The organism is Glycomyces terrestris, assembly GCF_003933745.1.
In the GTDB taxonomy this organism is placed as follows: Bacteria; Actinomycetota; Actinomycetes; order Mycobacteriales; family Micromonosporaceae; genus Glycomyces; species Glycomyces terrestris.
In genome coordinates this window covers 633,866-653,748 of the sequence record NZ_RSEB01000001.1, presented here as the reverse complement: position 1 = coordinate 653,748, position 19,883 = coordinate 633,866, and the positions used below count along the sequence as shown (strand labels likewise).

Sequence of the window (19,883 nt, the reverse complement as noted above, 5' to 3'; positions counted from 1 at the left end):
CATGGTCATCAACCTGCCCTCCGAACTGGGGGAGATCCTCAACATCCTCGGCTTCGACTGGCCCATGTCCAATGAGGACCAGCTGTTCGAGATGGGCCAGGAGTGGATGAACGTCGCCTCCCGCATCGGCGACCAGCTCCAGCAGGCCGCCACCAGCGCCCAGGAGGCGTGGGTCCAGAACACCGGCGAGAGCATCGAGGGCTTCAAGCAGTGGTGGGAGTCCGACGACTCCCCGGCCGAAGCCCTCTACAAGGCGGTGGTCGGCGCGAACCTCGGCGGCGCGGCCCTCATGGTCTGCGCCGGGATCGTGCTCGCGTTGAAGATCGTGGTCATCGTCCAGCTCGTGCTGCTCGCAATTCAGATCGCCACCGCGCTCGCCGCCGCCGCGGCCACCTTCGGCATAGCCGGGGCGGCCCTGCCCGCCATCTACGCCTTGGGCCGCAAGATCATCGGCGACCTCATCCAAGAGGCGATCATGCGCCTGGCGATGGGCTAGCCGATGGCACGACGCAGCGCCGGCACCGCCGCCACCGCGATCGCGCGCCCCGCGATCCAGAAGCTCCTCAAGGGCCGCAGCCTCGAGTTCAAGCCCCGCGGCCACGCCGACCGGCCGGTCTTCAAGAAGGTCACCACCAACAACTACGCCGACGTGCCCAAGCCCTTCAAGAACGACAAGGGGCGCTGGGTCCTCCACGTCAAGCGGCACGAGGGCTGGAACCAGGCCGACTACCGCAGCAAGGTCGACTCGATGCGGCAGGCCGGCCAGAACGGGCAGCTGCGGTACGTCAAGGACACCAGCGCGAAGCGCACCGGCGCCCAGGGCAAGAAGCGCGACCTCGAAGAGGAGAACGCCGTCCGCGAGGCGATCCAGAAGGAGGACGCCGGCGACCTCCCCGGCGCCCAGGCCCACCTCGACGAGCGCCTGCGCACCCTCGACCGCCAGGAGGCCGACCACATCATCGAGCTCCAGATCGACGGCAAGGACGAGCTCGCCAACCTCAAGATGATCGACGCGACCACCAACCACGGCATGGGCGGTCAGCTCCGCAGCCAGATCGTCGCCGCGACCAACCAGGGCATGCAGCCCGGCGACCTCGTCGAGATCGTCGAAGTACCGGGTACGCTCCGCAACAGATAGCGGCAGGCTCGTCGAAGGGGGACCATGAGCACCGACCTCGCGCGCATCCGGCGGAAAGTGGACTACCTGCTCGCCCGCGACGACGTCGCCTTCGCGCGCAACGTCCTCGCGGACTGGGAGCCCGACGGCCTGCGCGAAGCGCTCGCCGACGAGGCCGCCCCGCCGGCCGACCGGCTCCTCAACGCCGTCGCCGGCCGCCGGTTCGGGCAGCTCTGGTTCTACCCCGAGGCCGACCGGCACGACCGGCTCGTGGACGAGTCCGAGACCCGCTGGCAGGGCGACCACGCGAAGTGGACCTGCGTCGGCGAGTCCGCGCTCGCCACCACCACCGCGATCCTGCTCCACGCCGAGACCGGCGCGGCCGTCCTCTACGACTCCGACGCCTGGGACTGGGACCTCCAGGACAACTTCGTGATCGTGCGGGACTCCCTGGCCGCGTTCGTGGACGAGGTCGCGCTCGACCTCGACTACCGGCGGCTGTACTACCAGAACTGGACCGAACTGGCGGTCGTCACGCACTCCGACGACCTCGAGTTCCCCGGGATCTACGGGGACCCTTGGTACCATCTGGTCCGGGAAATGCGAGCGGACCTCTTCGGCGGCCAGGCCGTCTCCAGGAGCAGGCGGGCCGAGCTGCTCCGCCGCATCGACGAATACTTCAGCGACGACGAGGACGAGGACTGAGCATGCCGACCCGCGAGCAGTACCTGGAACTGTGGGGCGAGGACAACACCGTCGTGCCGCCCCTCGCCGAGTGGCGGTCCTCCTTCTCGGCCCCGTCCTCCGCCTGGCCCGAGGTCGACCTCCTCCCGCTCGACATGTCGGTGGCGTTCACCGCCTACCTCGACGGCGAGTACGAGCTGTTCGACCAGTTCGAGGTCCGCTACGAGGAGGAGGGCGACTCGCAGGTCTTCGTCATCCTCGGCAAGCAGCCCGGGACCGCCACGAACTTCTTCGCGCTCGACCCCGACACCGGCATCGTCCACCTCATGGACCCCGAGGCCGTCACCCTGGAGCAGGTGAACGCCAGCTACGCGGTGTTCATGGAGTTCCTCTACCGCTTCGCGCAGTTCGTGGAGGCCGACGACGGCGAGGAGACCCGGCCCGCCCGCGCCGAGGTCCTGGAGCAGGAGCTCAGGGTCCTCGACCCGACCGCGTTCGCCGACCGCGAGCACTACTGGCCGATGCTGATGATGCTGCTCAAGGGCGAGCTGTAGTGGAGCTGTCGGACAAGTCGGCGTACGTCTGGTCGCCCGAGGACGTCATGGAGCTGCCCCGCCAGGGCCTCCTCGACCTCGGCGTCCCGGCCCGCGACCTGCCCGACGAGGACTGGGTGCCGCGCCGCCTCCTCGGGGTCTACGACGCCGACGCCGTCCCCGCGCCCCTGAAACCGTTCTCGGTGATCCAGCTCAAGGCCGGGACCGCCACGATCCCCATGAAGCTGGTGCTCCTCGGCGTCTTCCCCGTCTCGCCCGAACTGCTCTACGTGCTCGACCCCGACTCCTCCGAGGTCCTCCAGTTCGACCGCCGCAACCACGGCGTGCGCGGCGTCAACTCCTCGTACCGCTGGTTCGTGGAGTTCCTGTGGCAGTTCGAGTACGCGAAGAAGCAGGCCGGCGGCGCGAAGCTCCCCGAGGTGCTCAGCCCGGCGCTGCGCGCCATGCTCGGGTCGATCGACCCGTTCGCGTTCCAGGCCGAGCAGTGGTGGCCCGCGGTGTGGAGGGAACTGGCTCCTTCTGGGTAACCCGTGCGGGAAACCGCACTAGGGTGGTCGCAAAGACGCCCGCGACTCGAAGGAGCACTCATGGCCGTGGAAGTCACCGACGCCCCGGACCGGCAGCGCTGGGAGGCGCGCATCGACGGTGAACTCGTCGGATTCGCGCAGTACAAGCGGCACGACGGCGTGATCACCTTCTTCCACACCGAGGTCGAGCGTGAGGGCGCCGGGATCGGTTCCGCGCTCGTGCGCGCCTCCCTCGCCGCCGCGCGCGAGGCCGGCGAGCAGGTCCACCCGGTGTGCCCGTTCTACGCGGGCTGGATCGAGCGCCACCCCGACCACAAGGACCTCGTCCACGAGTCCGCGCCGCGCCTCGGCGAAGAGGACTGACCCCGGAACCGCTGCGCGGCAGCGGTTCTCGATCTCCCGTCTGATTCCCGGACCGGCCCGGTGACGAGCGTCATGCCGGAAGCGGACTCCGGTCCGGGATTGCGCGGGCGCCCCGGAGCGTTGCCCCAAGGGCGAACCCAAGCTCTGAAAGGCGGCCGTCCATGCCAGTAGCCCTGTCGATCCTCGACCTCGCCCCGATCGCGCCGGGCCGCACGGCCCGCGACAGCTTCGCGGCGAGCGTGGAGCTGGCCCGCGCCGCCGAGCGGAGCGGGTACCGGCGGGTCTGGTACGCCGAGCACCACAACATGCCGACGATCGCGTCGAGCGCGACGAGCCTGGTCATCGCCCACGTCGCCGAGCACACCGACGCGATCCGGCTCGGCGCGGGCGGCATCATGCTGCCCAACCACTCGCCGCTGGTGATCGCCGAGCAGTTCGGCACCCTCGAGACGCTGTTCCCCGGCCGCATCGACCTCGGCCTGGGCCGAGCGCCCGGCACCGACCGCCAGACCATGCGCGCGATCCGCCGCGACGCCACCTCCGCCGACACGTTCCCGCAGGACGTGCTCGAACTCCAGGGCTACCTGCGCGGCGAGTCCCGCGTCGAGGGCGTCCAGGCCGTGCCGACCGCGCCCACCGAGGTCCCGCTCTACCTGCTCGGCTCCTCCCTCTTCGGCGCCCAGCTCGCCGCGCAGCTGGGCCTGCCGTACGCGTTCGCCTCCCACTTCGCGCCCGACGCGCTCCACGAGGCCGTGGCCGTCTACCGCGAGCAGTTCCGGCCCTCCGCGCAGCTCGCCGAGCCGTACCTGATCGCGGGCGTCAACGTGTTCGCCGCCGAGGACCACGACGCCGCCGAGGCCCAGCGCCGCATCAGCTACCGCAACCGCGCCCGCGCGTTCATCAAGCGCGGCCCCGCCGGCGGGGGCGAGTTCAGCGACGACGAGATCGACGAGTTCCTGGCGTCCCCCGGCGGCGAGCAGCTCTCGGCCATGACCCGGTACACCGCCGTCGGGAACCCCGACGAGGTGCGCGCCTTCCTCGAGTCCTTCGCCGCCGCCACCGGCGCCGACGAGCTCATCACCGCCCACCACGCCGAGCGGGTCGAGGACCGCCTGCGCTCGGTCGAGCTGACCGCGAAGGCGCTCGGCGTCTCCAGCTAGCCCGCGCCGCCCCGGGCCGGCGTCCCGTTCGCGCCGGCCCGGGGCGAACGCTCAGCCCTTGACGGCGCCGATGATGACGCCCTTCTTGAAGTGCTTCTGCACGAACGGGTACATGATGAGCGCGGGGATGATCGCGACCATCACGATCGCCATCTTCACCGCGAGCGTCGGCGGCGCGCTGCTCAGGCCCGAGGCCTGCGGCAGCGGCGCCGACTCGACCACGTACGTGCGCAGCACGAGCGCGAGCGGCCACTTCGAGGTGTCGTCGAGGTACAGGAACGCGTTGAACCAGTTGTTCCAGTACGCGACCGCGTAGAACAGCGTCACCACCGCGATCACCGCCTTCGACAGCGGCGCCACGATCTGCCACAGGACCCGGAACTCGCCGGCCCCGTCGATCCGCGCCGAGTCGAACAGCTCCTGCGGGATGCTCATGAAGAACGCCCGCAGCACCACCACGTTGAACGCGGACACCGCCATCGGCAGGATGATCGCGAGGTAGCTGTCCCGCAGCCCGATCGCGCTCACCCACAGGTACACCGGGATGAGGCCGGGGAAGATCACGAACATCAGCAGCACCGAGAACAGCACGGTCTTGTGCCCGAACGAGCCCGGGCGCGAGAGCGAGTACGCGCCGAGGACCGACACGACCACGCTGATCACGGTGCCGACCGCGGTGATCCCCAGCGACACCAGGAGCGACCTGAGCACCACCGGGTTGCGGAACATCTGCTCGTACGCCTCGAACGTGATCCCGTCGCCCGGCCACACCACCAGGCCGCCGGCCCGGTTCACGGTCTCGGCGCTCGACAGGCTCGTCAACGCGATCGTGTAGAGCGGGAACAGGATCAGCAGCGCGATCACCACGATGCTCGCGCCCTTCGCCGCCTGGCCCGCGACCGTGGGCTTCTCCTCCCACGCGGCCCGTTTCACCTTGGCGCTCATGACTTCGAGTACACCCCCCGTTCGCCCAGCAGATGGGCGGCCTTGTTGGCGGCCAGGATCAGCACGAGCCCGACCACGCCCTTGAACAGCCCCGCCGCGGCCCCGTAGTCGAAGTCGCCGGTGCGGATGCCGCTGTAGTACACGAACGTGTCGAACACCTCCGAGGCCTGCGAGCCGACCGCGCTGCGCTGGAGGAAGAACTGCTCGAAGCCGACGTTCAGCGCGTCGCCGAGCCGCAGGATCAGCAGCAGCACGATCACCGGCCGGATGCCCGGCAGCGTGATGTGCCACAACCGCCGCCACCGCCCGGCCCCGTCGACCGCGGCCGCCTCGTACTGGTTCGGGTCGATCGCGGCCAGGGCCGCGAGGAAGATGATCGCCCCGAACCCGGCCTCCTTCCAGATCGCCTGCGAGGTCACCAGCAGGATGAACGTGTCCGGATCGGTCATCCAGTCCACGCCCTCGAACCCGTTGGCGCGCAGCACCTGGCTGAGCAGCCCCGCGCCGCCGAGCATCTGCTGGAAGATCGCGATCACGAGCACCCACGAGAAGAAGTACGGCAGGTACACCACGCTCTGGAGCATCGACCGCAGCCGCGCCGACGCCAGCGAGTGCATCAGGAGCGCCAGCATGATCGGCACCGGGAAGTAGAACACCAACTGGAACACGGTGATCGCCAGCGTGTTCACCAGCGCCCGCGTGAACTCCGGGTCGGCGAACAGCAGCTGGAAATGGGTGAAGCCGACCAGCCGCGACCCGAAGATGCCGCCGGTGAAGGGCTTGTAGTCCTGGAACGCGACCACGTTGCCAAGCGCGGGGATCCACCAGAACCCCCACACCAGCAGCATCATCGGGGCGGCCATGAGCAGCAGCGGCCAGTCCCGGCCCAGCCGGGTCCGCCAGTGCGCCTTCGCCTTCACGGTGCGCTGCGGAGCGTCCCCGGCCGCGCGGGCCGGGGACTCGATCGTCGGGGCGCTCACAGGCGGTCGTTGTCCTCGGCGACCTTGGTGTAGTACTCGCGGGCCGAGTCGCCGACCCGGGCCCGCCAGTCCTCCACGATGGACGCCCACTCGGCGACCTCGCGCTGGCCGCGGTAGATCTCGTGGTGCGCCTCCTTCATCGGCTCGTTCTCGGCCGACAGGTCGGAGGGCATCTCGACGCGCAGGCCCTGGAACGGGCTGGGGTCGAGGAACGCCGCCGCGTTGGTCTCCCACTCGTGGAGCCGCTCGACCATGCCGGGGTACTGGAACTTGTTGTTCGCGTTCGCCCGGCCCGAGAGGAACATGTAGGTCGGCGCGACCTCGGTCTGGCCCAGCTCGGTGCGCTGGGGCACGCCCTCGGCGTCGACGGTGAAGTGGACGCCCTCGACGCCGTCCGAGACCAGGTCGTACTCGACGGTGCCGTAGGGGGCCGAGCACCAGTTGGCGACCCGCAGGCACTCCTTGACGCGCTCCTCGGAGAGGTCCTTCTTGATGAAGCAGAACATGCCGGCGGGGTCGTCGCGCCAGATGGTGGGGGCGGCGCCCGCCTCGCGCGCGAGCGGGTCCACGATCTGGAGGTCGAAGCCCGGCACGCTGCGGTAGGTCGCGAACATCTCGTGCCAGGCGCCGAGGCCGTCCTCGTAGAACACGGCCTGGCCGGAGCCGATGATCTCCTTGGCGTTGGTGTTGCGGTCGGCCACGTAGTCGGGGTGGACCAGGCCCTTGTCGAAGACCTGCCGGGTGAACTCGATCGCGGCGGCGAACGCCTCGGTCTCGAACTTGTGGACGAGCTTGCCGTCCTCGACCTTCCACAGTGTCGGGACGCCCATGGCCTCCTGGACGGTCTGGTCGAGGCTGGCGAACGCCCAGCGGTTGTTCGACGGGTCGTTCACCGCCTCGGCGACCGCGAGCAGCTCGTCGAGGGTCGTGGGGTGCTCGAGGCCGAGCTCGTCGAGGACGTCCTGCCGGGCGAACAGGGCGTTCGTGTACGGCGCCCGCTCCCAGGGGATGCCGAGGAGCTTGCCGCCGAAGACGCCCATCGCCCATGCGGCCGTGGGGTAGGAGGCCAGGAGCGGGTAGTCGGCGGCGGCCTTGTCGCCGGCGAGGTAGGGGGAGAGGTCGGCGAACAGCTCGTTCGCGGCCTCGCCGAAGTCGGAGATGTTGACGATCTCCCAGCCGGGGATCTGGAACATGTCCGGCACGTCGCCGCTGGCGAGCGTGGTGGTGATCTTGTCGAGGTAGTTGTTGCCGTCGGCGATGTTGAAGACGACGGTGCCGCCGAGGATCTCGTTGACGGTGGCGAAGTACGAGTTGTCGGGCAGGCCGGGCGGGGTCGGGTTCCACAGCGGGGTGATCGCGGTGATGTCCTCGCCGGTGGTCATCGGCGGCTCGGTGACGGCCTGGACCGGTTCGGCGGGGCGCGCGAGGTAGCCCGGGGTGACGCTGCCGTCCGGCTGGCCGGGGAGGTCGGGCGCGATCCCGCCCTCGTACGGCGTGTAGGTGGGGAGCAGGTCGGCGAGCTCGTCGGACCCGGCGGCGGTGCCTTCGGGCCCCTCATCGAGCGCGGCGCAGCCGGCGAGCGAGGCCGCGGCGGCGGCGCCCGCGCCGGCTTGGAGGAGTGACCGGCGCTGGAGACGGAACAGGGGTCGGCTCGGGTTGTCGCCCATGGGGAAAGCCTTTCATTGTGAGGGTGCGGTGCGCTCTTCGCCGAAGGCCGGTGGTGCGAAGGATCGGGTGACGTATGTTTGTCGTACGTCCAAACTAATATAACTACCTCGATGAGAGCTGTGCAACAGCGGTCCTAGAACCTGGTATCCGTGCAGCTCGGAGCTGTGCCCGATCGTCTCCAAGGGACGAAAAAGCCCGGGGCGACGCGGTGTCGCCCCGGGCTCGCGGTCCGTATTCGCTTACATGTCTCGATACCGCTTGGCGGCCTTGAGAAGCGGCTCGATGATCTCCGGCGTCACCTGGCGCGGGGCCGGGACGGCGTCGAAGCTGAACTTCTCGGTGAAGAAGACCCCGTATGCGGGGGTGTCGCGCTGGAAGCGCCAGCCCTCGGCGAGCGGGCCGGCGTCGTAGGCGTCGTAGCCGATCGAGTCGAGGAAGTCGGTGACGGCCTTCTTGGCGTCCGCGTCGTCGCCCGCGATGGCGAGCACCGAGCGCTCGGGGTGGCCGGACGGGCGAGCCAGCTCGGCGACGTGGCCCTGGTAGATGTTGTTGAAGCCCTTGACGACGAACGACTCCGGCAGGTGCGCCTGGAGCAGCTCGCTCACCGTGGTCGACTCGTCGTCGAGCTCGGGGATGCTGCCGTCGCGCTGCGGGTAGTAGTTGTTCGTGTCGAAGACGACCTTGCCGCGCAGCTCCTCGACCGGGACGGTCTTGTAGGCATGCAGCGGGATGGTCACGACGACCAGGTCGCCCGCGGCCGCGGCCTCCGCAGGCGTGGCGGCGCGGGCGTTCGGGCCCAGCTCCGCGACGAGGTCGGCCAGTGTCTCCGGCCCGCGGCTGTTGCTCAGGACCACGCTGTGCCCCGCCTTGACGGCGAGGCGCGCGATGGCGCCGCCGATGTTGCCGCTGCCGATCAATCCGATTGTGCTCATACCAGTGAGTAACTAGCGCGCAGCAGCCCGAATTCCCCGGTTGATGGTGTTCTGCGCCATGCCGCGGTGGGGAGGGGGGTGTGGGCGCTGCGGGAGGGCAGCCGGGGCGGGTCGGAGGTGAGGAGTCCTCGATTCGGAGTCGCCCCCGCTTGCAAGCGTGGCGCGGGGGTGTGACAGTCGCTGCCGAGTGGCCGGAGCGGGCGGAGCGGGCGCCGGACGTGAGGGGGCCTCGATCCGCGGTCGCCCCCGCTTGCAAGCGTCCCTCCCGGGTGTGACGCCCGCGGCGGTGGTCGGCGTGGGGGGGCGGGGGCTGGGTGCGGAAACGTGAGAAGAGTGCTTGACCGGCTCTCGTCTTTATGCTTAAAATCGCCCGCGGCGCGACCAGTGGAGATCGGAGGGCCGTTCATGAGCGCAGCCCCCGACGGGCGTCGGAAAGCCAGCATGGCCGACGTCGCCGATCTCGCCGGCGTGTCCGTCATGACCGTCTCGAACGTCATCAACCGCCCCGAGATCGTGACCGAGGTCACTCGCGCCAAGGTCCACGCCGCCATGAGCGAGCTGCGGTACCGGAACAACCTCGTCGCCCGCAGCCTCCGGCTCGCGCAGCCGCGCCAGATCGGCTACGTGCTGCCCGCGCTCGACGCCGTCGGCAACCAGTACATGGACGCGTTCCTCCACGACCTCGCCGAGGCCTGCCAGGCCGCCGACCGCAACCTCACCCTCATCACCCAGCAGCGGGACACCGAGACGCTCATGACCCTCTGTGAGGACCTGTACTTCGGCCAGTCCGTGGCCGGGTTCGTCATCTCCAACGTCGGCCCCGCCGACCCCCGGCCCGTCGAGCTCCACCGGCGCGGCATCCCCTTCGCCGCCTACGGCCGCACTGACCGGGCCTTCGACAGCCCCTGGTCCTGGGCCGAAGGTGATGCGGCCCAAGGCATCGAACTCGCCGTCGACCACGTCTACGAGCGCGGCCACCGCGAACTCGCGTTCATCGGCGCCAACCCCGGCAGCGTCACCATGGTCCAGCGCGAACTCGGCTACCGCGCCGCCTGCCGCCGCCTCGGCCTCGACTCCTCGACCGCCCCCGGCCGCATCGTGCGCTCCGGCGGCGACCTCGCCGCGGGCGTGCGCATCACCGCCGAGCTCCTCGACACCGCGACGCCCCCGACCGCGATCATCTGCAAGGCCGACACCCTCGCCGCCGGCGCGATCATCACCCTCCAGGCCCGCGGCCTCACCCCCGGCCGGGACGTGGCCGTCACCGGCTACGACGACACGCCCCTGACCTCCTTCGGTCCCGTCGGCATCACCTCGGTCCGCCAGGCCTCCGCCCGCATCGCCGCCGAACTCGTGCGCCTCGTCATCGACCGGCCCGAGACTCCCGAGCACGTGCTGCTGCCCTCGGCCCTCACCGTCCGCTCCAGCACGGACCCCGCCGCATGGGCCGAACCGAACCCGAAGCCGCCCACCGATTTATAAGCTCACAACGAACAAAACACTCATAAGGAGCACCCACCGCATGTCAACCGCACCGATCCGCGTCGTCGTCTGGGGCGAGAACCGCCACGAGCAGGTCGAGCCCTCCGTGGCCGAGCGCTACCCCGACGGCATGCACGGCGCCATCGCCAAGGGCGTCGGCGAATGGCTCGGCGACAAGGCCGCCATCACCACCCACACCCTCGACGAGCCCGAGCACGGCCTGACCTCCGACGTCCTCGACGAGACCGACGTCCTCGTCTGGTGGGGCCACGCCGCCCACGGCGAGGTCGCCGACGAGGTCGTCGAGCGCGTCCACCGCCACGTCCTCGCCGGCATGGGCCTCGTCGTCCTCCACTCCGGACACTGGTCCAAGATCTTCACGAAGCTCATGGGCACCACCTGCACCCTGCGCTGGCGCAGCGAGCACGACCGCGAACTGGTGTGGACGGTCAACCCGCAGCACCCCATCGCCCGCGGCATCCCCAACCCGATCGTCATCCCCGAGCAGGAGATGTACGGCGAGTACTTCGACGTGCCCACGCCCGACGAGCTCATCTTCATCTCCGGCTTCACCGGCGGCGAGGTCTTCCGCTCCGGCATGACCTACCGCCGCGGCTTCGGCCGGATCTTCTACTTCAGCCCCGGCGACCAGGACTTCCCCGTCTACCACCACCCGGACGTCAACCACGTCATCGCCAACGGCATCGAGTGGGCCCGCCCCGACCGCGAGCGCGAGACGCCCACGCTCCTGCGCTACGACACCGACGACTTCTTCAACGGCCAGGGCTACCGCGGGGCGTTCGAGCGATGAGCTTCCGCACCCTGGACACCGCAGGGCCCCTGCGACTCGTCGTCGTGGGCGCCGGCGGCATGGGCCGCGCCTGGATGGGCACCATCGAGGCCGACCCGGACACCGAACTCGTCGGCGTCGCCGACCTCTACCCGGCCGCCGCCGAGTCCGCCGCGGCCGACCTCGGCCGCGACCTCGCCACCGGCACCGACGCGGTCGAACTCGCGCAGCGCACCGGCGCCCACGCGATCGTCAACGCCACCATCCCCGAAGCCCACCACCCGGTCACGATCGCGGCGCTCCGCGCCGGGCTCCCGGTGCTGGGGGAGAAGCCGGTGGCCGCCTCGGTCGCCGAGGGCATCGCGCTGGCCGCGGCGGCCGAGCTGACCGGGCACCTGTTCATGGTCAGCCAGTCCCGCCGCTACAGCCGCGGCCTGTTCCAGACCAAGCGCAGCCTCGAAACCCTGGGGCGCATCGGGATCGTCGCGGTGGACTTCTTCAAGGCCCCGCACTTCGGCGGCTTCCGCGACGAGATGGACAGCCCGCTCCTGCTCGACATGGCGATCCACCAGTTCGACATGGCCCGCTTCCTGCTCGACGCCGACCCCGTCGCCGTCGTCTGCGAGGAGTACAACCCGCCGTGGTCCTGGTACGCCGGGAACGCCGCGGCGACGGCCGCCTTCGAGATGGAGGGCGGCGCGCGGTTCACGTTCAACGGCTCCTGGTGCAGCCCCGGCTTCGAGACCTCCTGGAACGGCGCCTGGCGCGTCTCCGCCGAGCACGGCAGCGCCGTGTGGGACGGCGACGGCGAGCCGCAGGCCGAACCGGAGTCGAAGGCCGAGGCCGAGGACCCCGGCGACGGCATCGCCGGGTCGCTGCGCGAGTTCACCGCCGCGCTGCGCACCGGCCGCGAGCCGATGGGCCGCGTCCACGCGAACCTCCTCAGCCTCGCCATGGTGGAGGCCGCGATCCGCAGCGCCGCCGAGGGCCGCCGCGTCCCGATCGACGAGATCCTCGACGGCTCATACGACACCGCAATCGCCACCACGACGGACGCCGATATCCTCGCTGTGTTGCAAGCGTGGCCGTCGGTCCGCGACGGCCTGAACCGAGGGAGCCGCAGTGACTGAGAAGCTTCGCATCGGCATGGTCGGCTACGCCTTCATGGGCGCGGCCCACTCCCACGCGTGGCGCACCGCGCCGCGCTTCTTCGACCTGCCGCTGGCCATCGAGATGACCGCCCTCGCCGGGCGCGACGCCGAACGGGTCGCCGCCGCGGCCGACAAGCTCGGCTGGAACTCCGTGGAGACCGACTGGCGCCGCCTCGTCGAGCGCGACGACATCGACCTCATCGACATCTGCGTCCCCGGGAACCTGCACGCCGAGATCGCGATCGCCGCGCTCGAAGCGGGCAAGCACGTGCTGTGCGAGAAGCCCCTGGCGAACTCCGTCGAGGAGGCCGAGCGCATGACCGCGGTCGCCGAGGCCGCGAAGGCCCAAGGGGCCGTTGCCATGTGCGGGTTCTCGTACCGCCGCACCCCGGCGCTGTCCCTGGCCAAGCGCCTCGTGGACGAGGGCCGGCTCGGCGAGATCCGGCACATCCGCGCCCAATACCTCCAGGACTGGCTCACCGACGAGAACGCGCCCCTGACCTGGCGCCTCGACAAGTCGAAGTCCGGTTCCGGCTCCCTGGGCGACATCGGCGCGCACATCATCGACGCGGCGCAGTGGATCGCCGGCTCGAACGTCACCGGCGTCTCGGCGATCCTGGAGACCTTCGTCAAGGAGCGCCCCGTCGGCGGCGACTTCGTGGGCCTGGGCGGCCACGGCGGCGCCGACGGCCCGAAGGGGCCCGTCACCGTGGACGACGCGGCGGTCTTCACCGCCCGCTTCGACAACCGCGCGGTCGGCGTCTTCGAGGCCACCCGCTTCGCGCTCGGCCGCAAGAACGCGATGCGCGTGGAGCTCAACGGCTCCAAGGCGTCCCTCGCGTTCGACTTCGAGGACATGAACTCGCTGTGGTTCTACGACTCGGCGGACGGGCCGAACTCCGGCTTCCGCAAGATCCAGGCCACCGAGCCCGAGCACCCGTACACCGGGAACTGGTGGCCCGTGGGCCACGGCCTCGGCTACGAGCACGCCTTCACCCACCAGGTGGTCGACCTCGCCAACGCGATCGCCGCCGGCGAGCAGCCGACGCCGTCGTTCGCCGACGCCCTCCAGGTCCAGCGGGTCCTGGCCGCGGTCGAGGCGAGCGCCGCCGACGACAGCCGCTGGACCGCGGTCTAGCGATGCGACCGGGGCCCGTTCGCCGGAATCCGGTGGACGGGCCCCTTACGCTGCAAGGCATGAACCCTTCGGAGACCCTCCTCAACGTCGTCGACGTCGAGGCCACCTGCTGGGAGGGGCAGCCGCCGCCCGGCGCCGTCAACGAGATCATCGAGATCGGCCTCACCGTGGTCGACCTCGCCGCGCGCGAGCGGATCGCCAAGCACCGCATCCTGGTCCGGCCCCGCCGTTCCCGCGTGAGCGCGTTCTGCACCGAGCTCACCGGCCTCACCCAGGCCGAAGTGGACACCGGCGTCGAGTTCGCGGAGGCCTGCCGCCTCCTCGCCGCCGAGCACCGCGCCGACTCCCGCCCCTGGGCCAGCTGGGGCGACTACGACCGCAACCAGTTCCAGCGCCAGTGCCGCGCCACCGGCACGCGGTACCCCTTCTCCGGCCGCCACACCAACGCCAAGGTCCGCTTCACCGAGGCGCGCGGCCTCAAGCGCCGCCCCGGCATGCACACCGCCCTCGAGATCGCCGGCCTCCCGCTCGAAGGCCGCCACCACAGCGGCGCCGACGACGCCTGGAACATCGCCGCCCTCGTCCTCGCCCTCGCCGCCACCGGCGACTGGCCGGGAGCCTGAACCCGGCCGCCAGTGCGAACCCGGCGACCCGCCCGGCCCGCCGCTCCTACGCCCTTGCGATGCGGAGGGTCACGATCTGGAACGGCCGCAACGTGAGCGACACCGAAGCGGCGTCGCTCGCGGCGACCGCCGCCGGCTCGGTCTCGCGCTCCAGGAGGTCCGTCTCGATCACGCGCGACGCCGCGAAGCCCAGCTCCAGGACCGCCGAGGTGCGCGTGCCGTGCGCCTCGTACAGGCGCACCACCACGTCGCCCGAGCCGTCCTCCGCGAGCTTCACCGTCTCCACCACCACCGCCGGGTTCGCGACCGCGACCAGCGGCGCGGCCGCCGCCGCCGCGACCGGCCGCAGCGGCAGGTTGAGCCGGTACCCGGCCCGGACCGCCTCGGCCACGCCGCCCGGCACGAGCGAGGTGCGGAAGACGTGCGCGCCCTGGTCCGCCTCCGGGTCGGGGAACAGCGGCGACTTCAGCAGCGTCTGGCGCACCACCGAGAACGTGCCGCCGCCGCGGCGCGGGTGCCGCGTCACGTCGTGCCCGTAGGTCGCGTCGTTCGCCACGCCCAGGCCCCAGTCCCCTTCGGCCACATGCACCCAGCGGTGCGCGCACGTCTCGAACCGGGCCTCGTCCCAGCTCGTGTTCGTGTGCGTGGCCCGCTCGATGTGCCCGAACTGGATCTCCGAGCGCGCCGACGCGGTGTGCACGTCGACCGGGAACGCGAACTTGAGCATGTGCTGGCGCTCGTGCCAGTCCACCGCGGTCTCGACGTCGACCGCGGCCCGCCCGGACTCCACAATGTACGTCTGCGTGATCGTCGAGGCGCCCCAGGACCGCGCGACGCGCACCACCGCGCGGTCGCCGCCGTCCTCCACGACCTTGACGTCGTCGGCCGCCGCCAGGTCGCGGCCCGAGCGGCGGTACTCCACGTCCACGTCCCACGCGTCGTAGTGCCGCGGCGTGTCGGTGAAGACCTGGAGCAGGCCGCCGCGCTCGCCCGGCGGCACCGTCTCGCGTCCGGTCCCCTTGTCCACCAGCGAGGTGATGAGCCCGTCGCCGTCGAGCACGACCTCGACCGCGTCGTTCGCGACCACGACCGATCCGCCGCGTCGCTCCACGGTGACCGGCGCGCCGGTCCGCCGCGGACCCACGCCGAACGCCGGCACGCCGTCGAGCTCGTACGGCCCCGCGTTCGCGAAGCCCGCACCGCCCGCCCCGAGGGCCGCCACCGCGCCCTCGATCACCGGCTCCAGGTCCGCCTCGATCTGCGCGTACTCCTTCGCGGCCTGGTCGTACACCCAGCCGATCGAGGACCCCGGCAGGATGTCGTGGAACTGGTTGAGCAGCACCGTCCGCCACGAGCGCCGCAGCAGCTCGTACGGGTACGCCGCGCCGGCGCGCACCGCCGCCGTGGCCGCCCACAGCTCCGCCTCGTGCAGCAGCGCCTCGCTGCGCCGGTTGCCGCGCTTGGTGCGCGCCTGCGACGCGTACGTGCCGCGGTGGTTCTCCAGGTACAGCTCGCCGCTCCACACCGGCCGCGACTCCAGCTCCGCCTCGGCCTCCTCGAAGAACACGATCGGCGGCGCGATCCGCACTGTCGGCGACCCCTCCAGGTCGGCCGCCCGCCGCGCCGCCGCCGTCATCTCGCGGGTCGGCCCGCCGCCGCCGTCACCGAACCCGAAGGGCACCAAGGACATGGTCGCCCGGCCCTGGTCCGCGAAGTTCCGCTCGGTGTGCGCCAGCTCCTTCGGCGAGAGCCGCGAGTTGTACGTGTCGACCGGCGGGAAGTGCGCGAAGATCCGCGTCCCGTCGATGCCCTCCCAGTCGAACGAGTGGTGCGGGTACCGGTTCACCTCGTTCCACGACAGCTTCTGCGTCAGGAAGTACCCCGCCCCGGCCGCCCGCGCGATCTGCGGCAGCGCCCCGGTGTACCCGAACGAGTCCGGCAGCCACACCTCGCGGGTCTCGACCCCGAACTCCTCCAGGAAGAACCGCTTCCCCTCCACGAACTGCCGCGCCATCGCCTCCGCGCCCGGCATGTTCGTGTCCGACTCGACCCACATGCCGCCGACCGGCACGAAGCGGCCCTCCGCCACCCGCTCCGCGATGCGCGCGAACAGCTCCGGGTAGTGCTCCTTGACCCACGCGAACTGCTGCGCCGACGAGCACGCGAACACCAGGTCCGGGTCGGCGTCCATCAGCTCCAGCACGTTCGCGAACGTGCGCGCGCACTTGCGCACCGTCTCGCGCACCGGCCACAGCCACGCCGAGTCGATGTGCGCGTGCCCCACCGCGAACACCCGGTGCGCGCTGCGCGCCGCCGGAGACGACAGCACCGTCCGCAGCGCCTTGCGCCCGGCCACGGCCGTGCCGTGCACGTCGTGCGGGTGCACCGCGTCCACCATCGCGTCCAGGGCCGCGAACAGCTCGGCCCGCCGCGGCGAGCCCTCCGGCAGCTCCAGCGCCAGGCCGCGCACCGTCTCGACGTCCTGCACCAGCTCCCACACCGTCGCGTCCCGCTGCACGACCGCGATCCGGCCCAGCCGGTACAGCGGCGCCTCGCCCGCGGTCTCCCAGCGGCCCAACGGGGTCGGCGCGTACCGCTCGCCCGAGGTGAACACGTCCGGGTTCGCGGCGGCCTCGACGTACAGCTCGAACGACCCGCCCGGCGCCAGGCCCAGCCGCACGTAGTCGTTCTTCGGCTCGATCGCCTTCAGCGCCCGCCCGCCGGCGTCGAACACCAGCGCCTCGACCTGGAACCCGGCTCCGTCCCCGACGAACCCCGGGTCCACGACCAGCTCGACCTCCCCGGGCGCGGCCTCCCACTCGGCCGGGACGGTCCCGGAGACGCGGAACCACACGGTGCTCCACGCCCGGCCCCACGCGTGACCCTCCTCGACCAGCGTGTACGACTGCGCCACCGCCTCGGCGAACGGCACCGGCTCCCCGGGCGCCGCCCACGCCTCCACCCGGACCGGCGCGCTCGCCCGCGTCTGCGCCGGCCGGAGCCGCTCCCGCATGAACCGGTCGACGCGTTCCTTCACGGCGTGCTGCTGCTGATGCAATTGAGACTCCTTGGTGGAGAACGGGAACGAGCATTCGCGTGCCGGGCCGGCCCCGGACCGGTGCGCCCGCGGCCGATGCGAGTCTAAGCCCTCCGCCCCGGTCCGCGAAACGGTCGAGACCGGGCAGAATCCGACACGGCGTGTGATCCGGTCGCCGACACCCTGCAAAACGCGCCCGGGCACCGCTATCCTCGTCGGCATGGACGATTCACCCAGCCATAAACCCTGGCTCACCTCGACTCGACGGCCGCCGGCCCCGGCGGCCCCGCAGCGAGGTGAGCGTTGAGCACCGAAGTCTGGGGCATCCTCGCGGGTGTCGTACTCACGATCGGTACCGGACTGTTCGTCGCCTCCGAGTTCGCCCTCGTCAACCTCGACCGGGCCGAACTGGAGCGCCGTCAAGCGCGCGGCGAGAAGGGCCTCGGGCCCACCATCAAGGCGCTGAAGGTCACCTCCACGCACCTCTCCAGCGCGCAGCTGGGCATCACCCTCACCACCCTCCTCGCCGGCTACACGTTCGAGCCGGCCATCTCCTCGCTCCTGCGCGAACCGCTCCTCGGGCTCGGCGTCGCCGCGTCCGCGGTCAGCCCGATCGGCGCGGTCATCGGCGTCGCGCTCGCGACCCTGTTCTCGATGATCCTCGGCGAGCTCGCGCCCAAGAACTTCGCGCTGGCCGTCCCGCTCGCCACCGCGAAGCTCGTGGTCCCGTTCCAGATCGGGTTCACGTACGTCTTCAAGCCGATCGTGCTGCTGTTCAACGGCACCGCGAACCGCACCATCCGCGCGATGGGCATCGAGCCGAAGGAAGAGCTGTCGGGGGCGCGCAGCGCCGAGGAGCTGAGCTTCCTCATCCGCCGCTCGGCCACCGAGGGCGCGCTCGACCGCGACGAGGCGGCGATGCTCCACCGCACGCTCACCTTCTCCACCCACACCGCCGGCGAGGTCATGACCCCGCGCGTGAACGCGGTGACCCTCGACGGCACCGCGACCGCCGCCGACGTGATCGCCGAGGCCGCCCGCACCGGGCACTCGCGCTTCCCCGTCCTCGGCGAGGACGTCGACGACGTCATCGGCGTCGCCCACGTCAAGACCGCGTACGGGATCGAGCCCGGCCGCCGCGGCGCCGTCCCCGTCACCGAGTTCATGTCCGAGCCGCTCAAGGTCCCCGAGACCGCCGGCGTCGGCTCGCTCCTGGGCACGCTGCGCGGGCGCGGCTTCCAGATCGCGGTCGTCGTCGACGAGTACGGCGGCACCGCCGGCATCGTCACGCTCGAAGACCTCGTCGAGGAGCTCCTCGGCGAAGTCCACGACGAGCACGACCGCCGCCAGAACCTCGTCGTCAAGCACGCCGACTCGATCGTGCTCGCCGGCTCGCTCCGCCCCGACGAGCTGTGGGAGCGCGCGGGCGTGCGCATCCCCGAAGGCGAGGACTACGAGACCGTCGCCGGCTACGTCCTCGACACGCTCGAGCGCATTCCCGAACTGGGAGAGGAGATCCGCCTCGACCGCGGCCTCCTGCGCGTGGACCGCCTCACCGGCTCGCGCATCGACCGGCTCCGCTACCTGCCCGACGACCCGGCCACCGACCCGGCCTTCGGCGGGACTCGCGAGCGCATCATGGAGACGTTCGAGCAGGAGACCGACCGATGAGCGAATACCTTCCCGGACTGATCTGGCTGGTGGTCCTCCTGGTCGCCAACGCCTTCTTCGTGGGCGCGGAGTTCGCCGTCATCTCGGCCCGCCGCTCCCAGATCGAGCCGCGCGCCGCCGCCGGCTCCCGCGCGGCCCGGACCACCCTGTGGGCCATGGAGCACGCGACGCTCATGCTCGCCACCAGCCAGCTCGGCATCACCGTCTGCTCCCTGGTCATCCTGAACGTCTCCGAACCGGCCATCCACCACCTCCTCGAATACCCGCTCGGCTGGACCGGCCTCTCGCCGACCGCCGTCACGGGCGTCGCGTTCGCGGTGGCGCTGCTGCTGGTGACGTTCCTCCACGTCGTGTTCGGCGAGATGATCCCGAAGAACATCGCGTTCTCCGTCCCCGACCGGGCCGCGCTCATCCTCGCGCCCCCGCTCGTCTTCGTCTCCCGCCTCGTGCGACCCCTGATCTGGGCCCTGAACTGGGTCGCGAACGCGATCCTGCGCCTGTTCCGGATCGAGCCCAAGGACGAGGCCCAGAGCGCCTACACGATCGACGAGGTCGCGACCATCGTCGAGGAGTCCCAGCGCGAAGGCACCCTCGTGGACGACTCCGGCACGCTCACCGCGGCCTTCGAGTTCACCGAGAAGACCGTCGCCGACGTCGAGGTCCCCATGAAGGACCTCGTCCTCCTCCCCGCCGACCCGACGCCCCGCCAGGTGCAGGAGGCGGTCTCGGCCTCCGGGTACTCCCGGTACGTCGTCCGCAACGGCGAGGCCCCGCACGCCTACCTGCACCTCAAGGACGTCCTCGACCTCACCGACCTCGACGAGCCGATCCCCGCGGACCGCCTCCGCGACCTCCCGACCGTCGAGGCCGCCGCCGAACTCGAGGACGCCCTCGCCCAGATCCGCTCCCGGAACGCGCACGTCGCCCTGGTCGCGGCCGCGGGCGGCACCGTCACCGGCGTCCTCTTCCTCGAGGACATCATCGAAGAGCTGATCGGCGAAGTCCAGGACGCCGCCAGCGCCTGAACGGCCCCGGCCGCGCGGCGTCCGCCGCGCGGCCGG

General features: G+C 71.2%; 19 protein-coding genes. 14 read left to right on the top strand and 5 right to left on the bottom strand.

The window, feature by feature from the left end:
- Position 1: 1 nt before the first annotated feature.
- The 7 genes from EIW28_RS03080 (at position 2) to EIW28_RS03050 (ending at position 4,405) form a co-directional block, all read left to right on the top strand.
- Positions 2–496, top strand: a complete 495-nt coding sequence (locus EIW28_RS03080) for a WXG100-like domain-containing protein (RefSeq protein ID WP_125246233.1) — start codon at positions 2–4, stop codon at positions 494–496.
- Positions 497–499: 3 nt separating this feature from the next.
- Entirely contained in the window at positions 500–1,138 is a 639-nt protein-coding gene (locus EIW28_RS03075; protein WP_125246232.1) for a hypothetical protein, read from the top strand.
- Between the two features lie 24 nt (positions 1,139–1,162).
- Positions 1,163–1,822 carry a hypothetical protein gene (locus EIW28_RS03070; protein WP_125246231.1) on the top strand — a complete coding sequence of 220 codons (660 nt, stop codon included), beginning with the start codon at positions 1,163–1,165 and terminating at the stop codon, positions 1,820–1,822.
- A gap of 2 nt (positions 1,823–1,824) precedes the next feature.
- Positions 1,825–2,355 (top strand): SUKH-4 family immunity protein, encoded by a 531-nt coding sequence (locus EIW28_RS03065; protein WP_125246230.1) that lies wholly within the window; start codon positions 1,825–1,827, stop codon positions 2,353–2,355.
- Entirely contained in the window at positions 2,355–2,882 is a 528-nt protein-coding gene (locus tag EIW28_RS03060; RefSeq protein WP_125246229.1) for an SUKH-4 family immunity protein, read from the top strand. Before EIW28_RS03065 ends, EIW28_RS03060 begins: the two co-directional genes overlap by 1 nt.
- Before the next feature lie 60 nt (positions 2,883–2,942).
- On the top strand, positions 2,943–3,245 hold the full coding sequence (locus tag EIW28_RS03055) for a GNAT family N-acetyltransferase (RefSeq protein ID WP_125246228.1): 303 nt from the start codon (positions 2,943–2,945) through the stop codon (positions 3,243–3,245).
- A gap of 161 nt (positions 3,246–3,406) precedes the next feature.
- Positions 3,407–4,405, top strand: a complete 999-nt coding sequence (locus tag EIW28_RS03050; RefSeq protein WP_125246227.1) for an LLM class flavin-dependent oxidoreductase — start codon at positions 3,407–3,409, stop codon at positions 4,403–4,405.
- A 51-nt stretch (positions 4,406–4,456) separates the two neighbouring features.
- On the opposite strand, the gene EIW28_RS03045 is transcribed toward EIW28_RS03050, so the two are convergent.
- The 4 genes from EIW28_RS03045 to EIW28_RS03030 all read right to left on the bottom strand — a co-directional run bounded on the left by EIW28_RS03045 (position 4,457) and on the right by EIW28_RS03030 (position 8,930).
- A complete protein-coding gene (locus EIW28_RS03045; RefSeq protein WP_125246226.1) occupies positions 4,457–5,350 on the bottom strand; it encodes a carbohydrate ABC transporter permease in 894 nt (297 codons plus the stop codon).
- Entirely contained in the window at positions 5,347–6,330 is a 984-nt protein-coding gene (locus EIW28_RS03040) for an ABC transporter permease (protein WP_197717035.1), read from the bottom strand. Before EIW28_RS03040 ends, EIW28_RS03045 begins: the two co-directional genes overlap by 4 nt.
- Complete coding sequence (locus tag EIW28_RS03035) at positions 6,327–7,997, bottom strand: extracellular solute-binding protein (protein ID WP_125246225.1); 1,671 nt, start codon at positions 7,995–7,997, stop codon at positions 6,327–6,329. Before EIW28_RS03035 ends, EIW28_RS03040 begins: the two co-directional genes overlap by 4 nt.
- 240 nt (positions 7,998–8,237) lie before the next feature.
- Positions 8,238–8,930: an NADPH-dependent F420 reductase gene (locus tag EIW28_RS03030; protein ID WP_125246224.1), complete on the bottom strand. Its 693-nt coding sequence runs from the start codon at positions 8,928–8,930 to the stop codon at positions 8,238–8,240.
- A gap of 441 nt (positions 8,931–9,371) precedes the next feature.
- Here EIW28_RS03030 and EIW28_RS03025 point away from each other — a divergent pair, with 441 nt between their 5' ends.
- Genes EIW28_RS03025 through EIW28_RS03005 form a run of 5 tightly spaced genes read left to right on the top strand, consistent with a single transcriptional unit; the run spans position 9,372 to position 14,114 of the window.
- Complete coding sequence (locus EIW28_RS03025; protein WP_158630273.1) at positions 9,372–10,412, top strand: LacI family DNA-binding transcriptional regulator; 1,041 nt, start codon at positions 9,372–9,374, stop codon at positions 10,410–10,412.
- Between the two features lie 40 nt (positions 10,413–10,452).
- Positions 10,453–11,223, top strand: a complete 771-nt coding sequence (locus EIW28_RS03020; protein ID WP_125246222.1) for a ThuA domain-containing protein — start codon at positions 10,453–10,455, stop codon at positions 11,221–11,223.
- The gene (locus EIW28_RS03015; protein ID WP_125246221.1) at positions 11,220–12,332 is read left to right on the top strand and encodes a Gfo/Idh/MocA family protein; all 1,113 of its coding nucleotides are present in this window, start codon (positions 11,220–11,222) and stop codon (positions 12,330–12,332) included. Before EIW28_RS03020 ends, EIW28_RS03015 begins: the two co-directional genes overlap by 4 nt.
- A gap of 16 nt (positions 12,333–12,348) precedes the next feature.
- Positions 12,349–13,491, top strand: a complete 1,143-nt coding sequence (locus EIW28_RS03010) for a Gfo/Idh/MocA family protein (protein WP_125246709.1) — start codon at positions 12,349–12,351, stop codon at positions 13,489–13,491.
- Between the two features lie 59 nt (positions 13,492–13,550).
- Positions 13,551–14,114: a 3'-5' exonuclease gene (locus tag EIW28_RS03005; protein ID WP_125246220.1), complete on the top strand. Its 564-nt coding sequence runs from the start codon at positions 13,551–13,553 to the stop codon at positions 14,112–14,114.
- A gap of 46 nt (positions 14,115–14,160) precedes the next feature.
- Here EIW28_RS03005 and EIW28_RS03000 read toward each other — a convergent pair whose 3' ends face one another.
- Positions 14,161–17,172, bottom strand: a complete 3,012-nt coding sequence (locus EIW28_RS03000; RefSeq protein ID WP_125246219.1) for an alpha-mannosidase — start codon at positions 17,170–17,172, stop codon at positions 14,161–14,163.
- Positions 17,173–17,454: 282 nt separating this feature from the next.
- Between EIW28_RS03000 and EIW28_RS02995 the strand changes: the two genes are divergently transcribed.
- Both EIW28_RS02995 and EIW28_RS02990 read left to right on the top strand, forming a co-directional pair.
- On the top strand, positions 17,455–18,822 hold the full coding sequence (locus EIW28_RS02995; RefSeq protein ID WP_125246218.1) for a hemolysin family protein: 1,368 nt from the start codon (positions 17,455–17,457) through the stop codon (positions 18,820–18,822).
- A complete protein-coding gene (locus EIW28_RS02990; protein ID WP_125246217.1) occupies positions 18,819–19,847 on the top strand; it encodes a hemolysin family protein in 1,029 nt (342 codons plus the stop codon). Before EIW28_RS02995 ends, EIW28_RS02990 begins: the two co-directional genes overlap by 4 nt.
- The last annotated feature ends 36 nt before the right edge of the window (positions 19,848–19,883 follow it).